Source organism: Bartonella sp. AP280QHHD, assembly GCF_042196125.1.
Lineage (GTDB): Bacteria > Pseudomonadota > Alphaproteobacteria > Rhizobiales > Rhizobiaceae > Bartonella.
Map to the genome: position 1 here is coordinate 13,386 of NZ_JBHIPQ010000034.1, position 21,598 is coordinate 34,983.

The window sequence follows — 21,598 nt, forward strand, 5'->3', positions numbered from 1 at the left end:
AAATAAGATTGATTTTGAACTTTAGGAAAATTTTTGATTGATATCTTCTATAAAAATTTAAAAGGACTTATGATGAAAGATCAAGAGTCTTTTCTATAATCTAAAAAATAATTGATTCTCTACTATACAATGTTTGTGAATGTATTTTCTTCTAAATTAGAATGCAGAAAAGTAGAGATTAAGGTGCTCACTAAGTTTTATAAAAAATAGACATATTTCTTATAACAATGTGATCTATGCAGACAGAATAATAAAATGTACGAATATTATTCAATTGGAAAATTAACACGTGAGTTTTCAATAATAGCTCGAACTTTGCTATGAAGAAGAGGGACTTCTTATCCCTTTTCGGTGTGGAAGTACACGGCTTTATACATAAACGGATCGTCATAAGTTAAAACAAATCCTGTATGCTAACAGAGTAAAATTTTCGTTGTCTGAAATATCTGATATGTTGACAATGGTTGGAAAACCACCTGATGATGAGAAAAAGCTTAAGAAATTAATTGCAGGAATTCATAAAAAACAAACTGATTTAAAGCAGATGCAGCATGATGTTGATGATCTTCTACAGGATTTAGAACGAATTGAAGAGAGTTTTTTTGAGAGCTTAGCGGAGTTGGGGGGTAGTCATTGATTATAAATTTATTTTGTCTTCTTTTAGACTAATTTCTTTCTCTTAAAAGAGATAGATTATACCGTCTCTAAGGGGAATATTTACCACTGCGTGAAATGTGTAAGTCATTTAAAGAAATAGAGTGTTTGAAAAAGCTGCAAAGGTATTTTCGCAGTATATTATTCTTGATAAGAAAAAACTATTTTTCATAAAGAAAGTAAAAACAATGACAGTTTCTCCTATGAGTGTTTTTCAATCTATATTGTCACGAAAGTCAATTCGCGCTTTTACTGATCAGCCAGTTAGTTTGGAAACAATCAAAGAAATCTTAAAACTTGCAGCACGTGCACCATCTGGAACAAATATTCAGCCATGGCAAGTAATTGTGCTTACAGGAAGTGTATTACAGAAAGTAGGGCAAGAGCTTTCACAACTTGTGCTTTCAGGTGTAAAAGGAGAGCGTGAATATAGTTATTATCCACGTCAGTGGCGTGAGCCCTATATTTCAAGGCGTCGAAAAGTTGGTTTGGATCTTTATCAGAGTCTTGGAATTCAAAAAGGTGATGAAGAAAAAATACTTCATCAAAAGGCGCGAAATTTTTTATTTTTTGATGCACCTGTAGGACTCTTATTTACAATGGATCACGACATGGAAATGGGGAGTTGGCTTGATTTGGGTATGTTTATGCAGACCATTATGTTAGCTGCACGTGGATTTGGATTAGATACCTGTCCTCAAGCTGCTTTTGCTGATTATCATAAACAGATTCGTACGCTTTTATCTATTCCTTCTGATCGCCATATTATCTGTGGTATGGCACTTGGTTATCGCGATATGAGTGCTCCAGAAAACAATTTTGAGACAGAACGAGAATCGTTAGAAAAATTTGTACGTTTCATTGAAACATACCCATAAAATATTTTATACAATTAAGCATATGTTTTGAAGAACTTAGTGCATTATGAAAAATATTTCCGATAAGATTTCTCATCCTTATTGAATTTTAATATTGCATATTAACACTTATTTTACTACGTTTGGAACATTGGGAGTGGTGACTCTAGGGGCATTGTCCGTTTTAAAGGTTGGCTAATGGAAAACACTATAGAAAGAAAGTGTTGGGTGGTAGCAAGACGAGCGACATTCGTGTTTATTGTTGTCATTTTTTTAGTTTATCTCGCAATTTGATTTTAAACGGAAGAAACGTTATGAAAAAGCATATATGCTCAAGCTGTACTATAGTTTAAGGTGATACGTGTTTCTATCTGTTTTTGAACTTTTTAAAATTGGGATTGGTCCTTCTAGCTCACATACGATGGGACCAATGACTGCTGCTAATATGTTTTTGCAAAAGATAGGAGATTTTTCTCAGTCGTCTGATGTTCAAGTTTCTCGTATACGTGTTTATCTTTATGGTTCTTTAGCTTTCACGGGTATTGGTCATGCAACAGATAGAGCTATCATATTAGGACTTTTAGGAGAAAAAGCTTCTACTGTTGATCCTGATAGCATGGGGTTTTTGTTAGAAAAAGTTATACGTGAAAAAAAAGTGCAACCAGAAGGTCATCCCGCTTATCAGTTTGATGTGCAACGTGATCTTATTTTTGAACGAAAGCAAATCCTCCCTGGACATACAAATGGACTAGCCTTTGAAGGACTTGATACTGATGGGAATGTTCTGTTGCGGCAGATTTATTATTCTATCGGTGGTGGCTTTGTTGTGACTGAGGATGAATTAAGCCATATGAATGATAATATACAACCAGAAGCATTTGAGGTACCATATCCATTCGATTCTGCTTGTACAATGTTATCAATGGCAGAAAAATCAGGGCTTTCAATTGCTGAAATGAAGCGCTTAAATGAAGAAACAAAGATAGAGCGTTCTTCTCTTGATGTAGGGCTTGATGAAATTTTTTCAGCGATGACAAATTGCATTGATAGAGGTCTTTCACAAGAAGGTGAGTTGCCTGGTGGATTGCGTGTTTTAAGGCGCGCTAAAAAGCTGCATGAAACGCTTTTGGAAAAACAAAAGAAAAATTACAATTATCCACTTTGGGCAAATGATTGGCTTTCGGTATATGCTATAGCAGTCAATGAGGAAAATGCAGCAGGTGGTCGTGTTGTTACAGCACCAACAAATGGAGCAGCCGGTGTCGTCCCAGCCGTTTTGCGTTATTATCTTCAGTTTAATGATGATTCAGATCGAGAGGGAATACATAATTTTCTATTAACGGCAGCAGCTATAGGTGGTGTTATTAAACATAATGCCTCTATTTCTGGTGCAGAAGTTGGGTGTCAAGGTGAAGTTGGAACGGCATCTTCAATGGCCGCAGCAGGGTTGACCGCAGCGTTAGGTGGAACACCAGCTCAAATTGAAAATGCGGCAGAAATTGCGCTTGAACATCACTTGGGAATGACATGTGATCCTGTTGCAGGTCTTGTACAAGTGCCTTGTATTGAGCGTAATGCAATGGGAGCTGTTAAGGCGGTAACGGCTTCTTCTCTTGCATTATATGGTAATGGAGATCATTTTGTTTCTCTTGATGCTTGTATAGAAACAATGCGCCAGACTGGTCATGATATGAGTGAACGCTATAAAGAGACAAGTAAAGGTGGTCTTGCAGTCAATGCGATATCTTGTTAAGAGCTGGAACATTTTTCAATCCATAACTGGACTTTTTGGAGAGAGATCGTATTTCCTAATAAAGCTTATGTTTTTTGTTCCTTATAAATCAAAATTCCGCTTTAATGCAGCAGTAGTTTGAAATAAATCTGAGATGATTCAGTGTTTTCTTAACGAATAATAGCTTTTTCATGCAAGCTTGGAGGCGAGAGTGTTCTACATCTGTTTGATTTGTCTCTAAAATAGGAAAAAAGTGTAATTTGGAAAAAATAAGAAAGCGTAAAGTAAAATTAGTGATCAATCTGCCATTATTTTTAGCTGGGTTTTATGGCTTTAAAAAGTTTCCATAGCCATATATCTTTTAAGTAATGGAAGATTATGCCTGAGTATCCAAGGAAAATTTGTTTTAAGTCTGAATAATTATGATGAAGAAAGTAGAATTTTAAAGGTTTTAATTTTTTAAAAGTGAAGTTTTTTTTCTACCTAGTATGGTAAAAAATGCCTTGAAAAAAAACACTAATTTACAATAATTAAGAGATATATTGGAAATATCTTTTTTATTTATAAATTTTGTACCGACAAAAAAATTAAAATAAATAATAACGTATACATTAAGAAATATTTATAAAAATTCTCATGAGAATAGAATGCACACGATAGAACATTATCGTGTTACGCGTTCGTGAGTTCGTTTTAAAAAAATATCTCTCAGGTGCCCCCAAGCTCATTTCGCGATGGCACCTGTGAATGATATAACGGTAAATCCATTGAGCTGTCTCCATCTTTATGCTTAATAAAAAGAAGTACGCTGGCATGGTTACACACTTTGCCAGAACCCCCCTCTGTACAGGGGGACTAAAGCACTTGGCATTTGAAACGGTTCATTATAGGCATTTTTAGTCTTTTTGGTACAGTTTCACGCTACACACTAATCTCGCTCATAACATGCAAGAGACGGTTTTGATTGATTCAACATAAACAGATTTTAAATGAGAGAATCTTACGATATTCGAGATTCTCATCTAACATACAAAATAATTAATTATCTTTATAAATCAGTATCTTGCATATGAATAATATAATGTAAGTTTTCCATGAATGGTATAAAATCTATAGAGTATTAGCATCTTTATTTATAAAGGGAGAAAACCAGCAATATCATCCTTTTTTTCAACGTTCAATATTACAAAAGATCCTAGTACTTGAAATGATTCATAAGGGATACTTTGATTCCTTTTGTAAATGGTTTATATGTCAATTTTGTTCGTGATGAGCAAGCGAGCGATTTTGACTGATTCAATATAAGAAGTAAAATAAGAGTATTTTACGAAAATCTCTTGTTCAATATGCAAAAAATAAATTATAATTATAAATTAAAATCTTATGGGAATCGTTATCATAATATTTAATCTGATAATTTATTTACGTTTTTTCATCGATAGTATTTGTATTTTCCAATTTTCTGTGCCTGTTGACATAAATACAAGTAAGAGAAGTGAGATTGTTTTTTTTTACAGCGTTTATGTTGTATAGGGAGCGTTATTAAGAGGGATTTTCTTTATTGAACTTTTACAATAATCCCACCAAATGATAAGCTTTCATCTAATGAAGCTATTCATTTTTTCCAGAAAGATATCAAGGATAATTTTTTATATTAAATCCAAAAGTGGAAAAATATTGGGTATTTTTATGTCCTTAACAATGTTTTATTGAAAGCTTGGAGATATTGGATAGTTGGAAAAGCTGTCAGAAAATTCAACAATTTAAGAAAAAAGTATGTTTATCAAAAGGTTTTCTAAGGTTGTAGATAATGGTTAATAATAAAATAATTTTTTAGAGAGGGTCTGTAGAATTAAATATTTGTTGCTCCTAAACGGATTTTAATAGGCACATTACCAGTTTGGCTCGCAACGCGTAAATGAATGCGTACAGGAGGCATTATGAGACGACGGTTGCGCATTGTTTGGCAAATGAGAAGGTTAACAAGAGACTGTGTATCTAATGCAGTAGAATTATATTTTAAACCAGTAAGTTTTGCGGCAGCATCGTGAAGAGGACGCAATGAAAGGAGGGATGATTGCTTCAATAAAATTTCTTTTTTATGGAATGAAGCAAAAGCATTATCTGTCATAATACTATCCTTAACGCAGAATTCAAAAATTTTTAGTAGGCTACAGTATAGCAGTTAAAATTTGCTTTCTTTAATGTAGAGCAAGCGTCAAATGCAGCTTTTTTTGATTGAAACCCTGTAAAGCGCGCTCGGTAATAACGCCGCCCATTTTTTTCAAACAGTTGCATGTGTGAAGATGCGTGCTTTAAAGTAGAAAAAGCTATATTTTTTGCTTTTAAAAGTAGAGTTTTTGCTTGTTCTTCACTAGGAAGAGAACCAATTTGGATAGCCCATCCGGCATTTTCGGACAAAGAGACTGTTACAATTTTATGAGTCTCAGCCGGTATAGTTTTTTGAGGATTCGGTATTGGTATAATTACCTTATTGACAGCCGTTATTGCGATATTGGAGTTTTTAGGTTGTTCTGCAAATGCTGTCAACATAGTCGAAATTTCATCGTCAAAATTACTTGAATCAGCTTTAATGGTCGGTATAGGAGTATTGGCCCCAGTGGGTAAGTGATAGCGTACAGAAGCTATTAAACGTTCACCACTTTTCATTTGGCTTGCTTTGGGCAAATATTGATTCAATAAGCTAGCCATATGCTCGTCACGTGCAGTAGATGATTTACCTCCCATAACAACAGCGACAATAGAGCGCCCCTCAAGACGCATCGAAGTTGCTAAATTAGAACCTGACATTTGTGTGTAGCCTGTTTTAATTCCATCGACACCTTTCATTATTTTAACAAGTTTATTGTGGCTGTTAATTTTATGTCCACGGAAATTAAAACTTTTTGTTTTGAACAATTTATATTGTTTGGGAAAATGTTTACGTAAAGCTAATGACAAAGTCGCTATATCTCGTGCTGTAGAATAATTGTGCACATCCGGAAGTCCTGAAGCATTTGCAAAATGTGTATGTTTCATGCCAAGTTTACGAGCTTTTACTGTCATCATTTGAGCGAATTTTTTTTCACTACCTCCAAGATATTCTGCAATGGCAGCAGCAACATCATTTGCGGATCTTGTAATGAGTGCTTTAGCTGCTGATTCTGCAGAAATTGTTTGGCCTGCTTTAAATCCAATTTTTGTCGGTGGACGCATTGCTGCATAATGTGAAACAGGAATTGGTGTATTTGGTGTCACACGACGCATCTGCATAGCTTCAAAGAGTAAGTACAATGTCATCATTTTTGTTAAAGAAGCAGGATAACGTTTCAGTGTTGCATTGGCTTGAAATAAAGTTTTTCCCGTAGTAGCATCTATAACAATAGCCGCATACTTATCAGGATAGGCGCCTTGAGGTGTGGCGGATGCCCAACAGTAAGAAAAAGCTAACATAACAAAAGAAATTGCTATTGTTTTACAGTAGCGCATAATTTTTTGATAATTAATATACACTTGCAGTATCCTATTTCTCCATTTATCCTAAAAAACTTCTATAAAGCTTCCTTTTCTGTAATTTATTGATGCAGTTTAGACGAATGGTATTACTAATTTGTTTACAGAAGTTATTTTATGAGTGAGTGATTGAAGTCTAACCATAGAGGGAAATTTTTTTCTAATACAAACAGGTATTGCAATAGTTATGAAAGAATTTAAAATTAATAAAAATGTGCTGCATGGAAAACGATAATGGGACAGATGCTCATAATAAACTCTATAGCTCATATTATGCATAATGAAAAGGGCAAGAATTGGGATGAAGGTAGGCATGGTGCGGTTATAATGCCTAAGGCTAGAGAAAAACTCGAAAAACCTAAATTATGTCGAGTTTTTTTGCTTAATGATGATTACACACCTATGGATTTTGTTGTTTTCGTTTTGAAGAACTTTTTTAAAAAAAGTTTCGAAGAGGCAACGCGGATAATGTTAAATGTTCATCACAATGGGATAGGAGAATGTGGGACTTACACTTATGAAGTCGCTGAAATGAAAATATTACAAGTGAGGGAATGTGCGCGTCAAAATGAACATCCGTTACAATGTGTAATGGAATGGAAGTGAGGAGCTATGCCATCTTTTACACCTAGTCTTGAAGAGGTTTTGCATCGTGCATTAACAATTGCTACTCAAGCACGGCATGAATATGCAACACTAGAGCATCTTCTACTTGCGCTGTTAGATGATGCCGATGCAAATTCCGTTATTCAGGCTTGCCAAGTAGATGTGGAGGAATTGCGAGAGCGCTTAACCAATTATCTTCGCTCAGAGTTAGATGAACAGATTAGAGCTGATGAGGATACAAAGCCTACAGCTTTTTTCCAGCGTGTTATCCAACGTGCGGTGATTCATGCACAATCAGCTGGAAAAGATGAAGTATCGGGGGCAAATGTTCTTGTTGCAATTTTTTCTGAACGTGAAAGCCATGCAGCATATTTTCTTCAAGAGATGGGAATGACACGCTACGATGCTGTACGTTTTATTTCACAGGGTGTCACGCGTGATGATGGGTTATCCATGTTACTTGAAGGACTTGAAGAGCAATTAGATCAGCAGATTTCGGATAATGGTGAAAGAGGAACAAGTGCTTTAACGAATTATTGTGTTGATCTCAATTGTAAAGCACGTAATGGAAAAATTGATTTATTAATTGGCCGTGAAATAGAAATTTCACGCATGATACAGATTTTATGTCGAAGGTCAAAAAACAATCCGCTTTTGGTTGGTGATCCTGGAGTAGGGAAAACAGCTATAATTGAGGGGTTGGCAAAGCGTATTGTTGATGGGCAAGTGCCTGAAGTTTTATCAAATGCAACAATATTTTCTCTTGATATGGGGGGACTTGTTGCAGGTACACGTTATCGCGGTGATTTTGAAGAACGCTTAAAACAAGTTATTAAAGAGTTTGAGCTGTATCCAGATGCTATTTTATTTATTGATGAAATTCATACCTTAATTGGAGCAGGAGCGACATTAGGGGGAAATATGGATGCAGCAAATCTTTTGAAACCTGTGTTATCTTCTGGAACTATGCGATGTATTGGTTCGACGACTTACAGAGAATATCGCAAATTCTTTGAACAAGATCGTGCTTTAGAGCGTCGTTTTCAGAAGATTGATATTAATGAACCTTCTGTTACAGATGCGATTAAGATTTTGCAGGGGATGAAGCCTTACTTTGAAGATTTTCATCAGATTAAATACACAGATCAGGCGATGAAGGCATCTGTAGAATTATCTTCACGTTATATAATTGACCGTAGGTTACCTGACAAAGCAATTGATATTATTGATGAAAGTGGCGCAGCGCAAAAGCTTTTGCCACAAAAACAACGCAAGAAGAGTATAGGTGTTAAAGAAATTGAAGCGACTGTTGCTACAATTGCAAGAATTCCATCAAAAACAGTTTCCCGGAATGATCAGAAGATACTGAGTAAGCTTGAAAGAGAACTCAAACATGTTGTTTATGGTCAAGATCAGGCAATTTCCGTCTTAGTTTCATCCATAAAATTGGCGCGAGCAGGTTTACGCGAACCGGATAAACCAATAGGAAGTTATTTATTTTCAGGACCAACAGGTGTAGGAAAAACTGAAGTTGCAAAACAGCTTGCATCATCTTTAGGCATTGAATTATTGCGTTTTGATATGTCAGAATATATGGAACGGCATACGGTAGCACGTTTAATCGGAGCACCTCCAGGTTATATAGGGTTTGATCAAGGAGGTCTCCTTACAGATGCCGTTGATCAGAAACCTCACGCAGTTCTATTGCTAGATGAGATTGAGAAAGCGCATCCAGAGTTATTTAATATTTTATTGCAGGTAATGGATTATGGTAGATTAACAGACCATAATGGTAAGAAAATTGATTTCCGCAATGTTATTTTGATTATGACAACCAATGCTGGTGCTTCAGATATGGCAAAATCAGCTATTGGATTTGGGAAAGTACATCGTGATGGTGAGGATATAGAAGCAATCAATCGGTTATTTACACCAGAATTTCGTAATCGGTTAGATGCAATTATTCCGTTTGCACCTTTATCTCATTTAATCATCAATCAGATAGTGCAAAAATTTATTTTTCAGCTTGAAGCACAATTAGCTGATCGGGGAATTTGTTTTGAATTAAGCCCTTCTGCAACTTTATGGCTTTCTAATAAAGGATATGATTCTCAGATGGGAGCACGCCCATTAGGGCGTGTTATACAAGAATATATTAAAAAGCCATTAGCTGATGAAATTTTATTTGGAAAGTTACGCAATGGTGGTACCGTTCGCGTATTGACACAAAAATCAAATGGTAAAAAAGAAAGCTTACAGTTAGAAATTTCATCTTCCGATATATCTGTAAGTTCAAAGAAAAGTAAAATGGAAAACTTTACAAAAAAACGTGTAGGAAAAAAAAGCACAACAACTTAAGAGTGTGTTATAAAGCTGCACGAATTTTTTTTGCATTCTCTTCAAGTATTTCTGGAGGCGTTACCATATCATTATGAGGGGTAAGCTCTATTCCCTCCATACGTGGTATAATATGAAAATGAAGGTGATAGACGGTTTGTTGACTAGCTGCTTCATTAAATTGCATGACAGTTATGCCATCTGCTTGAAAGGCTTTTTTGACAGCATTTGCAATTTTTTGAACAGCTTTAATAACAGGAAATAATGTTTCAGGATCTGCATCAAGTAAGTTTCTAGAGCCTTTTTTAGGAATGACCAGCGTATGACCTGGTGCCTGTGGCATGATATCCATAAATCCAATAACATCATCATCTTCGTAGACCCGAACAGAAGGGATTTCATTGCGAATCAATTTAGCAAAAATATTGTTATTGTCATAAGCTTGTTTCATACAAATATTTCCTTTTATCGTAAGTTTAAGATTCTAATTTAAAAACGAAAAAATGCAAGGTTTATCAGAGTGTAAGACAAAGAAGTATTTTGACTTCAGTTATATTTAGGATAATGCACTGTCTTAATGAAGGTTTAGATTTCTATGATGGCTTCAACTTCTACAGGAACATCCATAGGAAGAGAGGCAACACCAATAGCAGAACGGGCGTGTTTTCCAATTTCACCAAGGATATTGACGAATAAATTAGAAGCTCCATTGGCAACAAAAGGAATATCGGTAAAATGAGAATCTACAGCCACAAAAACAGTAATTTTGACCACACGTTTTATTTTATTTAAGTCACCCAGAGTTGCCTTGAGTTGCGCGAGAATATTGAGAGCGCAAGCTTCAGATGCTTTTTGGGCTTGTTCGGTATTCACAGTTGCACCAACTTTACCGATGGCTATTGGTTTTCCATTAATAAGAGGGAGTTGTCCAGAAATAAAGAGTTGATTGCCACTTTGTGAAGTGGTGATGTAATTGGCAAGGGGGGAGATTACTTCAGGAAGAGTGATTCCGAATTTTTCTAAGTTTTTTTCAATCATATTGGTCATAATTTTAACTCCATAGCTGCTCTATAATATATTCATTGCATAATCTATTTTTTGATTTAAGAAAATGTGTGGTTAATTGAGAAATTAACCTTTTTTGCCTTATTGTATGATGTTATGCAACGGGGATAAAGTTCGGAAGTTGGGAATGATTAGATCATTATTTATAATAATTTTATATATTGTTTTTTTATGTACTGCGAGAGCTGAAGAGCGCATTTTTATTGTGCCTCATCGAGCAATTTATGATTTTCATCTCGATAGTGTTTCTCATGAAATGACAATTTCTGCGATGTCAGGACGAATGGTTTACGAGCTTACTGGTTCGGCATGCCAAGGCTATAGCACACGTTTTCGTTTCATTAGCCGTGTTCACATTGAAGATATGCCAGTACGTTTGACGGATCAACAGACGACGAGTTATGAAACAGGAGACAGCCGTACATTTCGTTTTAATATTACAGATCAAGAGGGAGAAGAGGTTGTGCATCGTGCCGAGGGGGTTGCGGAGCGTACGCAAGATGGTATCACAGTTACCTTAAAAAAGCCAAAGGAAAAAGAGTATAAGCTTGCAATGGCTGAATTTCCAATGATGCAACTAAAAAATATTATCCGCCATGCAAAAGCAGGAGATCATTTTTACAATGTTACTGTATTTGATGGGACAAATAAAGCAGATAAAGTTATAAAAGAAAGTATCGTCATAGGGGAAAAGAAGACGCTTTTATCTGATAGCGAAACGGAAAAAGTAAGAAAATTGGATGAAGAAGAATATTGGCCTGTTACAATTTCTTATTTTGATGATGGAGAAAATAAAGATGGTTTGCCGGTTTATCGTAGCAGTTTTCTCTTACATGAGAATGGTGTCATGCGTGATCTTCATATAGATTATGGAACTTTTTCAGTGCGTGCAAAATTGAACAGTCTCGAATTCTTGGAACTTGGAAAAGATCTTAATCAATGCGAAAATGCAAATATTAAATGATTAAAGAAAATAACTTGAAAAAGAATCAAATATTAGTATGTTTGCGCTATTCCACACGCGGAGTCTGGGTGTTTGCAAATGATCTGTGAGAAACTTCTAGCAAGCATCCGCCGGTAGCAGGTCTTCCTGCTTTTTCCGCGGAGGTTGAACCGGAAAGGATAAGATTTATGGCACTACCCGATTTTACTATGCACCAGCTTTTAGAAGCCGGTGTGCATTTTGGTCACCAGACTCATCGCTGGAATCCCAAAATGACTCCCTATATTTATGGCCAGCGTAATAATATCCATATTATTGACCTTGCTCAGACCGTTCCACTTTTACACCAAGCACTTAAACTTGTTTCAGATACTGTAGCGCGTGGTGGTCGTATTCTCTTTGTTGGTACGAAACGGCAAGCATCTGACATTATCGCAGATGCGGCGAATCGTTCCGCTCAGTATTACGTTAATGCACGTTGGCTTGGCGGCATGCTCACAAACTGGAAAACGATTTCCAATTCGATCCATCGTTTGCGGAAGCTTGACAAAATTCTTGCTGCTGAAGCGCAAGGCTTTACTAAAAAGGAACGTTTAAATCTTGAACGTGATCGTGAAAAGCTTAATCGTGCGCTTGGTGGTATTAAAGATATGGGTTCTGTTCCAGATCTTATCTTTGTTATCGATACGAATAAAGAAAATATTGCACTCCAAGAAGCAAAGCGTTTAGGTATTCCAGTGATTGCTATTATTGATACCAATTGTGATCCCGATGACGTAACACATCCAATACCAGGTAATGACGATGCTTCACGTGCAATTTCTCTTTATTGCGATCTTTTTGCCCGTGCTGCTCTTGATGGTATTGCACGCCAGCAAGGAGCAATGGGTATCGATTTAGGAGCTCAAGTTGATGCACCTGTGGAGCCTATTTTGGAAGAAAATGCAGTTTCAGAAGTTTCTGAATAATATAAAATGCCTAATTAAGGTACTTTTATTGTCTAAAGAAGAAGTTATAGGCGTGCAGAGGGATTTTGCACGCTTTCACTGTTATAAAATAAAGAGGCAAATATGAGCATTACTGCTGCACAAGTAAAAGAACTTCGAGAACTATCTGGCGCTGGTATGATGGACTGTAAAGCCGCCCTAGCAGAGACCAATGGTGATATGGAAGCTGCTGTTGATTGGCTTCGTAAAAAAGGAATAGCTAAAGCAGATAAAAAGGCTGGTCGTACAGCAGCTGAGGGATTAATCGGAGTCGTATCAAAAGATTCACATGCAGTTTTGGTTGAGATTAATTCTGAAACAGATTTTGTTGCGCGCAATGATGGATTCCAAGACATCGTGCGTAAAGTAGCAACTGCTGCCTTAGATACGCTAGGGGATGTTGAATCTGTTTCTGTTTCTCTTTATCCAGGTTCTGAGAAGACTGTAGAGCTTACGATTAAAGATGCAATTGGTACAATTGGCGAAAATATGACATTTCGTCGTTCCGCTAAATTGTCTGTTGAGAATGGTGTTGTTGCGACTTATATACACAATAGTGTGGCTGATGGGCTTGGAAAACTTGGTGTTTTGGTTGCGATTGAAACAACAGGAAATAAAGAGGCTGCTCTTGCTTTTGGTCGGCAGGTCGCGATGCATATTGCGGCAACCAATCCATTAGCACTTACAGCACAAGATGTTGATGCTGCTGCTGTTGAGCGAGAAAAAGAAATTTTTTCAGATCAAGCACGTCAGTCTGGAAAACCTGAAAATATCATTGAAAAAATGGTAGAAGGACGTATGCGTAAGTTTTTTGAAGAGGTTGTTTTGCTTTCTCAAGCTTTTGTTATGAATCCTGATATAACTGTTGAGGCCGCTTTAAAGGATGCTGAGAAATCAATTGGTGCTCCAGCAAAAATTACAGGCTTTATTCGTTTTGCATTAGGTGAAGGTGTGGAAAAAGAGGAGTCTGATTTTGCTGCAGAGGTTGCTGCTGCTGTAAAAGGCTAGTTATTGCAAACTCTTGAACAGAGATTTAAAGTCATATCGTTGGTTGTAGAATCTCTGAGGGGAACAATGTAATTGTTGAGAGGGCGTCACGTGAAAAAAGTGGTGCCCTTCGTGGTGTCAAAAGCGAAAATAAATGTGCTTTTGGGGAGATTATGAATGGCATTAGCACTTCCGTATAAACGTATTCTTTTAAAGGCTTCTGGTGAAGCTCTTATGGGAGGGCAGAATTTTGGCATTGATGTTTCTGTTGTAGACCGTATTGCCGCTGATATTGCAGAAGTGCGCACAATGGGGATAGAAGTTGCGGTTGTTATCGGTGGGGGAAATATTTTTCGTGGCGTTGCTGTTGCTTCGCATGGTGGGGACCGAGTGACAGGTGATCATATGGGAATGCTTGCAACTGCTATTAACTCTTTAGCATTGCGAACATCTTTGACAAAATTAGGGGTTGAAACTGTTGTACTCTCTGCGATTGCTATGCCACAAATTTGTGAAAGCTTCTCGCAACGTAAAGCAATAGCTTATATGAATCAGGGAAAAGTTGTTATTTTTGCAGGTGGTACAGGAAATCCATTTTTTACCACTGATTCTGCTGCTACTTTACGTGCAGCAGAAATTGGTGCGGATGTCCTTCTTAAAGGAACACAAGTTGATGGTATTTATTCAGCAGATCCAAAAATAGACCCTACGGCTAAGCGTTTTGACCAATTAACACATGTTGAAGTTTTGCAATGGGGATTATCTGTTATGGATTCAACGGCGGTCACTTTAGCACGTGAGAACAATGTACCGATTATTGTGTATTCCATTCATGAAAAAGGCGGTTTGGCTAAGGTTTTGAATGGAACAGGACGCTTTACAATAGTATCGGAATAAGGGTAAGCTTCAAAGGACAATTGAAGGAGACAGAAATATGAATGTTACATCAATTATGGATGATCTGAAACGTCGCATGGATGGTGCCATTACGGCTTTTAAACATGAATTAGGTGGTTTGCGGACTGGACGTGCATCGGCCAGTTTATTAGAACCGTTGACCGTTGAATCTTATGGTTCTGTTGTGCATATAAATCAGGTTGCTAATATTTCTGTTCCCGAACCTCGGATGCTTTCTGTTTCTGTATGGGATAAAACGATGGTCGGAGCTGTAGAGCGCGCTATTCGCGATTCTGGTCTTGGTTTAAATCCCATAACTGATGGTACGAATCTACGTATTCCTTTGCCTGAATTGAATGAAGAGCGCCGTAAAGAACTTGTAAAAATTGCGCATCACTATGCAGAGCAAGCGCGTGTTGCTACACGTCATGTTCGTCGGGATGGTCTGGACAATTTGAAAAAGTTAGAAAAAGATGGTGAAATTGGACAAGATGAAGCCCATAGTTTGTCTGAAAAAGTTCAAAAACTCACGGATGAAACTATTGCTGATATTGATAAAATTTTAGCCGTAAAAGAATCTGAAATTATGCACGTTTAAGACGATTTTGTCACTAGAAAAAGGATATTTACTCCCAGCCTGTAAATTGTTTCTAGGGATAATTGTGGGGAGTGGTGTGCTCTGTGGTAGCAAGGTGTGATGCAGGAAGGTGTTCTATCATTTTGATATGGGAGAGACTGATTTGAAAGGGCAGATGTTTTAATTTTTTAGTCTGCGTGATAAATCATGCCCTTTGCTGGGAGACACTATTTAACAGCATGGTGCGGGTTTTTAGTTGAGCACGTCTTTGTTAAAATGCATAATGAAAGCATTATTAGAAATTATTCAAATATTCTAAGATGAAGGTTGAGGAAAGAATATAATGCAAAAAAACAAGTCTAACCTTTCTCTTATTTCTCATTATAAAACATGTGAGTATAATTGATCAAGCAGATGTTATGTGGCGTAATTCATTTTTTAATGACGAATAGTTGATAGAAAAGTGTTTTTATACGAAACCTATATTAGTTAATTTGTATGGGGCAGAGGTAACTGCTTTTTCATTTTATATTGAGAAAATATTAAAAAAATATTTTATAATTTTGACGGAGATTTTTGAAGCTGTTTTCATTGATTATTAGTTTCATAAGCGCTATCTTAGTAGACTGAATTATTTATGATAAATTATAAGAGAAATTATACAGGTATGAGATAAAAATACTGCGTAGGGGAGTTTTTCTTGCGTTAATTTTAGAGCTTGTATTTTCTATTTTTATTGTTTGGATGTTGTTTTGTCTAATTTGGTTTATCGTATTCTGACAGCTTTTGTTTTTGGCATTATTGCGTTGTATCTAACATGGTTGGGAGGAAACTTCTTTTTTTTATTTGTATGGTGTATTGGCGGTTTTGTTCTTTATGAGTGGATGAGTATTACTAAAGAGAAATGGTGTATTTTACAAAAAATATTAGCAAGTATCTTTTATTTAATCTTTGGCTTTTTTTTAGTATTGAGTGTATCTGCTTCATTGATTTTTTGTGTTTTAATCGTTTTAGCTACAGTGTTAGCTATTATATCTATAAAAAAGAGTGGTTGGGTTTTTTGTGGTTTTTTATATGCATCTTTTCCTGTTGTTGCTTTATGCTTTCTACGGGATCATGAAATGTTGGGGTTCCAAGTTGTTATTTTCTTATTTACGATAGTGTGGGGAACAGATATCGGTGGTTATTTTATCGGACGTGCATTAGGGGGCCCTAAATTAGCACCACAATTTTCTCCTAATAAAACATGGTCAGGAGCACTTGGTGGTACATTTGTCGGAGTTTTCGGTGGTATATGGGTTGCTTTTGGATTTTTTGATATAAATTTAGCCAGTTTTTTTGTGCCACTCCTTACACTTGTTTTGTCAATTGTTTCACAATTGAGTGATTTAGGGCAATCATGGCTCAAAAGACGGTTTTCTGTTAAAGATTCTAGTTCTTTATTGCCTGGACATGGTGGTTTTATGGATCGTATAGATGGATTGGTAGGGGCAGCTTTTCTTCTTTATTTAATTGGTTCATTTATGTCTGATATGGATGCGCCTTTTAATCTTTTTAGTATGATCTAATTGGGAGAAGATAGTTTGGAACTTTTAAATCATATCGTCACTATGGGTGATTTTCTTTTAAGAAGTTTGAGTATTCTTTTCATCATTATGATTATCATTTTTGTGCACGAATTTGGGCACTATCTCATTGGTCGGTGGTGTGGTATTAAGGCGTTAATTTTTTCGCTTGGATTTGGACCAGAAATAGCGAGTTATACAGATAAGCATGGCACGAAGTGGCGTTTAGCACTTATCCCCTTAGGAGGTTATGTAAAATTTGTTGGGGATGAGGAAAAAATCGATACGGAATCATCCCAATCATCTCTGATTGTCGATGGTTCATTTGCTAGTGCGCATGCTTGGAAAAAAGCAGCAACTGTTTTTGCCGGTCCTTTCTTCAATGCCCTTTTTACTGTTGTTATTCTAACATTTTTTTTCTTTATCTATGGTCGTGTAGCCATTGAGCCCGTTGTTGGTTCTTTGGTAAAAGATAGCCCTGCTCTTCAATCCGGTTTGGAATTAGGTGATCGTTTTGTTGAAATGGATGGACGACGGGTTGAAAGCTTTGAAGATTTGATGAATTATGTAGCTTTTCACGGAAGAGAACCCATAGAGTTTAAAATAGAACGCATGGGGCGAGTCTTTACAACGATGATTACCCCGAAAGTCGTTGAGCGAGATGATGGATTTGGTAATCGAACACGAAGTGCTATGATAGGTGTAGGTGTTCCTGTTGATTTAAATAATCCTGCACGTTTAGATCCAACTTATATAAAACATATTCGCTATGGTTTTGTAACAGCTGTAAGAAAAGCGTCAGACCGTACTGTGTTTATCGCCACTCAAACCGTTCTTTTTATGAGTCGTTTAATAGGAGGCAAAGAGGATCGTTGTCGGCTAAGTGGACCTTCTAAAACCGTTAAAATTGCTTGGAAAGTGAGCGAGACAGGTTTTATCTCTTTGTTGAATTTGGCAGCTTTTCTTTCAATAAGTGTTGGGCTTATTAACCTTTTTCCGATTCTACCGCTTGACGGTGGGCATCTTTTATTGCATGTCATTGAGGTCATTACTGGGAGGAAAATATCTGCTAAAATTCAGGGAATCGTTTTTCGTTTAGGTTTTTCCATTCTTCTCCTTTTTATGATCTTTGTCTTTTTTAATGATTATTTTTGTTGGTTTAGCTAATTAAATTATGGAAAACGCTTTATAAATTAAGTAATAATAGCAAAAACAAATTGAAGGTTGTTTACCATGTCTACAAAATGTTGTGGCGTTGTACATTATAATGAGTAATTAAGGAATGAAAAGTCTCGCTGTAAAAAGGTTGTTATGGCAGTTAGCTTTTAAGGCATCATGTCCAAGGAACGAGAGTAAGGTAAAAAAGCCAATGACTACGAATTCAAAGTTTTTAAATGCAGCATCTGTATTGGTGTTAAAGATGGGGATGTTTGCCCCAGCAACGGTTTTTATGTCAATTGCTGCGGTCGGAGAAATACAAGCGTCTGTAGTCCGCTCTATTGAGGTTCGTGGGAATAAGTTTGTAAGTTCTCAGGCGATTCGAGACAATATGGGGATTAAGGTTGGGCAAGGTGTTTCCAGTGGTGATGTTGATAGTGCTGTGAAGAACCTTTTCGAATTGGGTTTATTTTATGATGTTAAAATAAATCCGGTGGGTGATAAATTGGTTGTATTCGTAAAAGAATATGAGGTTGTCAATCAAATATTGTTTCAAGGAAATAAATCTTTTAAAGACCCAGATCTTAAGCGGTTTATTTCTTTAAAACCGAATGAGCCTTTTAATTCTGCTAAGCTTTCTGCTGATATAAATACAATTCGTGAGGCTTATAAAACTCTTGGTCGTAATAATATCACTGTTAACGTTCAAACGATTAACCTTGGAAAAGGGCGGGTTAATGTGGTATTTAATGTCGTTGAAGGGAAAAAAACAAAGATTGGTGATATCACTTTTAAGGGAAATAATGTCTTTGGAAGTCGTCGTTTGCGTGATGTGATTTCAACAAAAACTTCAGGAATTTTTTCGAAGTTGTTGGGAGGTGATGTTTACAGTGAAGAGCGCCTCGCTGTTGATGAAGAAGCTTTACGTCGCTTTTATTATAACCGTGGTTATGCAGATTTTCGTGTAGTCTCTTCTAAAGCAACTTTTGATGCAGCAAGCAATACGTATAAAATTTCTTTCGTTCTTGATGAGGGTGCGCTCTATAAAATTAGCGATATTCAGGTTGAAAGTGATGTTGATGGAATTGACGTTCAATCTGTGAAAAGGATGCTTAAAACCCAGCCAGGTAATGTTTATAGTGCAGAAGATATTGAACAGTCTGTTGCAACTATTAATAACAAAGTTGCTGATTCGGGATATGCTTTTGCTAAAGTTGAACCGCGGGGAAATCGTAATTTAGCAAATCATACAATTTCAATTTTATATAATATTGAACGGGGTACACGTGCTTATATTCAACGTATTGATATACGTGGCAATGAGAAAACGCGTGATTACGTCATTCGCCGTGAGATTGATTTAAACGAAGGAGATGCTTACAATCAAACTTTATTACAGCGGGCAAAACGTCGTCTAGAAAGTTTAGGTTTCTTCAAAGCCGTTAATATTTCAATGGTTCCTACAGATCAATCTGACCAAGTTGTTTTGGTAATAGATGTCGTTGAAGCTTCAACAGGAGATCTTTCTCTTTCTGGAGGGTATACAACAGGGGGAACAAGTCCTGGTATGTCACTTGAAGTTTCTGTTACTGAACGTAATCTTGGGGGACGTGGTCAATATGTTCGTTTAGGATTAGGTGCGGGGCAAGAAAAATCTCGTAATTATAATTTATCATTTGTTGATCCTTATTTCTTAGGGTATCGTTTATCTGCTGGTGTTGATGTTTTTCGTAGTACTTATCGTGCTGATAAAGCCTATGATGTACGGCAGACAGGTGGATCGCTGCGGTTTTCGTTACCTATTAATAATCAATTATCTGCTAATGTAGCTTATTCTTATGTGCAGGAAGAATATGATTTTGGCGGAGAGTATGATTTTGACAAAGAGAGTGACATAATAGAATTATATGGGAAATATTCTGGTGCGATTGTTCAAGCTGCAAAACACAGCCCTTGGAAACGTTCATCAATTAGTTATGGTTTCACCTATAATACGATTGATGATATGAGATCCCCCCATGATGGGTGGTACGTGCATCTGCTTCAGGAATATGCAGGGCTTGGTGGGAGTGCAAAGTTCTTGAAGACCACGGGTAAGGCGATGATGTACAAGACTCTTTCTGACCAGAAGGATATCGTTGGTTTGCTTTCCTTTGGGGGTGGTTATATCCACGGAATGGGCCGAGATGGTGTTCGTATTTTCGATATGTTTAAAGTAAATTCTGATATGATTCGAGGGTTCAAATATAATGGAATAGGTCCGCGTCAGGTTTCCAGTAAGGGTGAGGTTTATTTCTTGGGGGGAACGACATATATGAATGCGACTGCTGAAGTACAGTTCCCTATCCCTGTCGTGCCTGAAGGATTTGGGTTGCGCGGTGCTTTATTTGCGGATATTGCCACGCTTTATGGCAATAATTATAAAGCCGTTTTTAAGGGTGAACCGTCTGTTACCAATACCAAAAGTGCTTGGCGTTCATCTGCAGGTGTGAGTTTGATGTGGGATTCTCCGTTTGGTCCTTTGCGTTTTGATTATGCTTGGCCAATAACGAAGCAGGAAGGTGATCGTTTGCAACAATTGAACTTTGGTATTTCTACGAAGTTCTGATTTGAGCGATTTTAAGAAGGAAAAACTTGAAGAGAATAGCTTAAGCTGGGAGAGAAAGTGTTTTGATGGCGGATACATTTTTTTTTACGCCGTCCCGACGATTGACAGTTGCAAATGCTGCTGAGTTGACGGGTGCAAAGCTTCTTAATCCAGAGTTTTCTCATAAAGTTATCAATACTCTTTCTTCACTTGAGAGTGCTGTGGAAGGTTCGCTTGTTTTTGTAGAGCATCGGAAGTTTTCTGATGCTTTACTGGACAGTTCTGCTGTTGCTGTTTTGTGTACGAATGAGATTGTTTTTAAAGTTCCCGAAACTATGGCAATTTTGGTGACATCCACACCACAGCGTGACTTTGCTCAGATTGGTCGTATTTTGTTTCCAGATTCTGTCAAGCCAATGCCTTGGTTGGGGCAGAAGGGGATTTCATCGCATGCGCATATTCATCCAACGGCTAAGTTGGCACATGATGTGTGTATTGAAGCGGGAGCTGTTATTGGTAAAAATGTTGAGATTGGTGCAGGAACTCTTATTTCATCCACAGCTGTTATCGGTGAAAATTGCCGTATTGGATGTGACTGCTATATTGCTCCTAAGGTAACAGTTCAGTGTTCTATAATAGGTGATAAGGTTCAGCTTTATCCTGGTGTTTGCATTGGGCAAGATGGTTTTGGTTATGTTGGGGGCGTTTCTGGAATCGAGAAAATTCCACAGCTTGGTCGCGTTATTATTGAGGATGGTGTAGAAGTTGGTGCGAACACGACAATTGATCGTGGAACATTTCAAGATACTGTTATTGGTGAAGGAAGCAAGATTGATAATCTTGTACAAATTGCCCACAATGTCAAAATTGGACGCTATTGTCTTATTGCCGCTCAATGTGGCATTGCGGGAAGTACATCTATAGGGGATATGTCTCAGCTTGGCGGAAGTGTGGGAGTAGCGGATCACATCATAATAGGTAAATCTGTTCAGATTGCTGCTCGTAGTGGTGTTATGAATGACATTCCGGATGGCGAAAAATGGGGAGGTAGTCCAGCGCGACCATTTAAACAATGGTTTCGTGAAGTAGCGGCATTGCGCAGTATGGGAAAAGTTAAAAAGGAGAAACGCTGAT

General features: G+C 37.1%; 18 protein-coding genes. 14 read left to right on the top strand and 4 right to left on the bottom strand.

The window, feature by feature from the left end; translation table 11 throughout:
- The first annotated feature begins 433 nt into the window (after positions 1 to 433).
- The 3 genes from ACFIMK_RS04385 (at position 434) to ACFIMK_RS04395 (ending at position 3,264) form a co-directional block, all read left to right on the top strand.
- Entirely contained in the window at positions 434 to 637 is a 204-nt protein-coding gene (locus ACFIMK_RS04385) for a hypothetical protein (RefSeq protein ID WP_375638423.1), read from the top strand.
- Positions 638 to 842: 205 nt separating this feature from the next.
- Complete coding sequence (locus tag ACFIMK_RS04390; protein ID WP_375612167.1) at positions 843 to 1,532, top strand: nitroreductase; 690 nt, start codon at positions 843 to 845, stop codon at positions 1,530 to 1,532.
- Positions 1,533 to 1,872: 340 nt separating this feature from the next.
- Positions 1,873 to 3,264, top strand: coding sequence for an L-serine ammonia-lyase (locus tag ACFIMK_RS04395; RefSeq protein WP_375620780.1), 1,392 nt, complete (start codon positions 1,873 to 1,875; stop codon positions 3,262 to 3,264).
- 1,831 nt (positions 3,265 to 5,095) lie between these two features.
- Here ACFIMK_RS04395 and ACFIMK_RS04400 read toward each other — a convergent pair.
- Positions 5,096 to 5,374 (bottom strand): hypothetical protein, encoded by a 279-nt coding sequence (locus ACFIMK_RS04400; protein ID WP_375629616.1) that lies wholly within the window; start codon positions 5,372 to 5,374, stop codon positions 5,096 to 5,098.
- Positions 5,375 to 5,406: 32 nt separating this feature from the next.
- Complete coding sequence (locus ACFIMK_RS04405) at positions 5,407 to 6,756, bottom strand: D-alanyl-D-alanine carboxypeptidase (protein ID WP_375629618.1); 1,350 nt, start codon at positions 6,754 to 6,756, stop codon at positions 5,407 to 5,409.
- 234 nt (positions 6,757 to 6,990) lie between these two features.
- On the opposite strand from ACFIMK_RS04405, the gene clpS reads away from it, so the two are divergent.
- Positions 6,991 to 7,362: an ATP-dependent Clp protease adapter ClpS gene (gene clpS, locus ACFIMK_RS04410; RefSeq protein ID WP_375612119.1), complete on the top strand. Its 372-nt coding sequence runs from the start codon at positions 6,991 to 6,993 to the stop codon at positions 7,360 to 7,362.
- A 6-nt stretch (positions 7,363 to 7,368) separates the two neighbouring features.
- The gene (clpA, locus tag ACFIMK_RS04415) at positions 7,369 to 9,720 is read left to right on the top strand and encodes an ATP-dependent Clp protease ATP-binding subunit ClpA (protein ID WP_375613468.1); all 2,352 of its coding nucleotides are present in this window, start codon (positions 7,369 to 7,371) and stop codon (positions 9,718 to 9,720) included.
- Between the two features lie 7 nt (positions 9,721 to 9,727).
- On the opposite strand, the gene ACFIMK_RS04420 is transcribed toward clpA, so the two are convergent.
- Both ACFIMK_RS04420 and ACFIMK_RS04425 read right to left on the bottom strand, forming a co-directional pair.
- Complete coding sequence (locus ACFIMK_RS04420) at positions 9,728 to 10,150, bottom strand: HIT family protein (protein ID WP_375607220.1); 423 nt, start codon at positions 10,148 to 10,150, stop codon at positions 9,728 to 9,730.
- Positions 10,151 to 10,284: 134 nt separating this feature from the next.
- Positions 10,285 to 10,746 carry a RidA family protein gene (locus tag ACFIMK_RS04425; RefSeq protein WP_375607219.1) on the bottom strand — a complete coding sequence of 154 codons (462 nt, stop codon included), beginning with the start codon at positions 10,744 to 10,746 and terminating at the stop codon, positions 10,285 to 10,287.
- Between the two features lie 145 nt (positions 10,747 to 10,891).
- Here ACFIMK_RS04425 and ACFIMK_RS04430 point away from each other — a divergent pair, with 145 nt between their 5' ends.
- The 9 genes from ACFIMK_RS04430 to lpxD all read left to right on the top strand — a co-directional run bounded on the left by ACFIMK_RS04430 (position 10,892) and on the right by lpxD (position 21,597).
- Positions 10,892 to 11,728 carry a cell envelope integrity EipB family protein gene (locus tag ACFIMK_RS04430; protein WP_375612121.1) on the top strand — a complete coding sequence of 279 codons (837 nt, stop codon included), beginning with the start codon at positions 10,892 to 10,894 and terminating at the stop codon, positions 11,726 to 11,728.
- Between the two features lie 167 nt (positions 11,729 to 11,895).
- Positions 11,896 to 12,675: a 30S ribosomal protein S2 gene (gene rpsB / locus ACFIMK_RS04435; RefSeq protein WP_273788135.1), complete on the top strand. Its 780-nt coding sequence runs from the start codon at positions 11,896 to 11,898 to the stop codon at positions 12,673 to 12,675.
- 102 nt (positions 12,676 to 12,777) lie between these two features.
- Positions 12,778 to 13,701 carry a translation elongation factor Ts gene (tsf, locus tag ACFIMK_RS04440; RefSeq protein ID WP_375612122.1) on the top strand — a complete coding sequence of 308 codons (924 nt, stop codon included), beginning with the start codon at positions 12,778 to 12,780 and terminating at the stop codon, positions 13,699 to 13,701.
- 156 nt (positions 13,702 to 13,857) lie between these two features.
- On the top strand, positions 13,858 to 14,577 hold the full coding sequence (gene pyrH / locus ACFIMK_RS04445) for a UMP kinase (RefSeq protein WP_273790666.1): 720 nt from the start codon (positions 13,858 to 13,860) through the stop codon (positions 14,575 to 14,577).
- Positions 14,578 to 14,614: 37 nt separating this feature from the next.
- A complete protein-coding gene (frr, locus tag ACFIMK_RS04450; RefSeq protein WP_273790667.1) occupies positions 14,615 to 15,175 on the top strand; it encodes a ribosome recycling factor in 561 nt (186 codons plus the stop codon).
- Between the two features lie 731 nt (positions 15,176 to 15,906).
- Positions 15,907 to 16,722, top strand: a complete 816-nt coding sequence (locus ACFIMK_RS04455) for a phosphatidate cytidylyltransferase (protein ID WP_375613469.1) — start codon at positions 15,907 to 15,909, stop codon at positions 16,720 to 16,722.
- Between the two features lie 15 nt (positions 16,723 to 16,737).
- On the top strand, positions 16,738 to 17,886 hold the full coding sequence (locus tag ACFIMK_RS04460) for an RIP metalloprotease (protein ID WP_375613470.1): 1,149 nt from the start codon (positions 16,738 to 16,740) through the stop codon (positions 17,884 to 17,886).
- A 202-nt stretch (positions 17,887 to 18,088) separates the two neighbouring features.
- Positions 18,089 to 20,485 (top strand): outer membrane protein assembly factor BamA, encoded by a 2,397-nt coding sequence (bamA, locus tag ACFIMK_RS04465; RefSeq protein WP_375613471.1) that lies wholly within the window; start codon positions 18,089 to 18,091, stop codon positions 20,483 to 20,485.
- 65 nt (positions 20,486 to 20,550) lie between these two features.
- The gene (lpxD, locus tag ACFIMK_RS04470) at positions 20,551 to 21,597 is read left to right on the top strand and encodes a UDP-3-O-(3-hydroxymyristoyl)glucosamine N-acyltransferase (RefSeq protein WP_375612127.1); all 1,047 of its coding nucleotides are present in this window, start codon (positions 20,551 to 20,553) and stop codon (positions 21,595 to 21,597) included.
- Position 21,598: the final 1 nt, after the last annotated feature.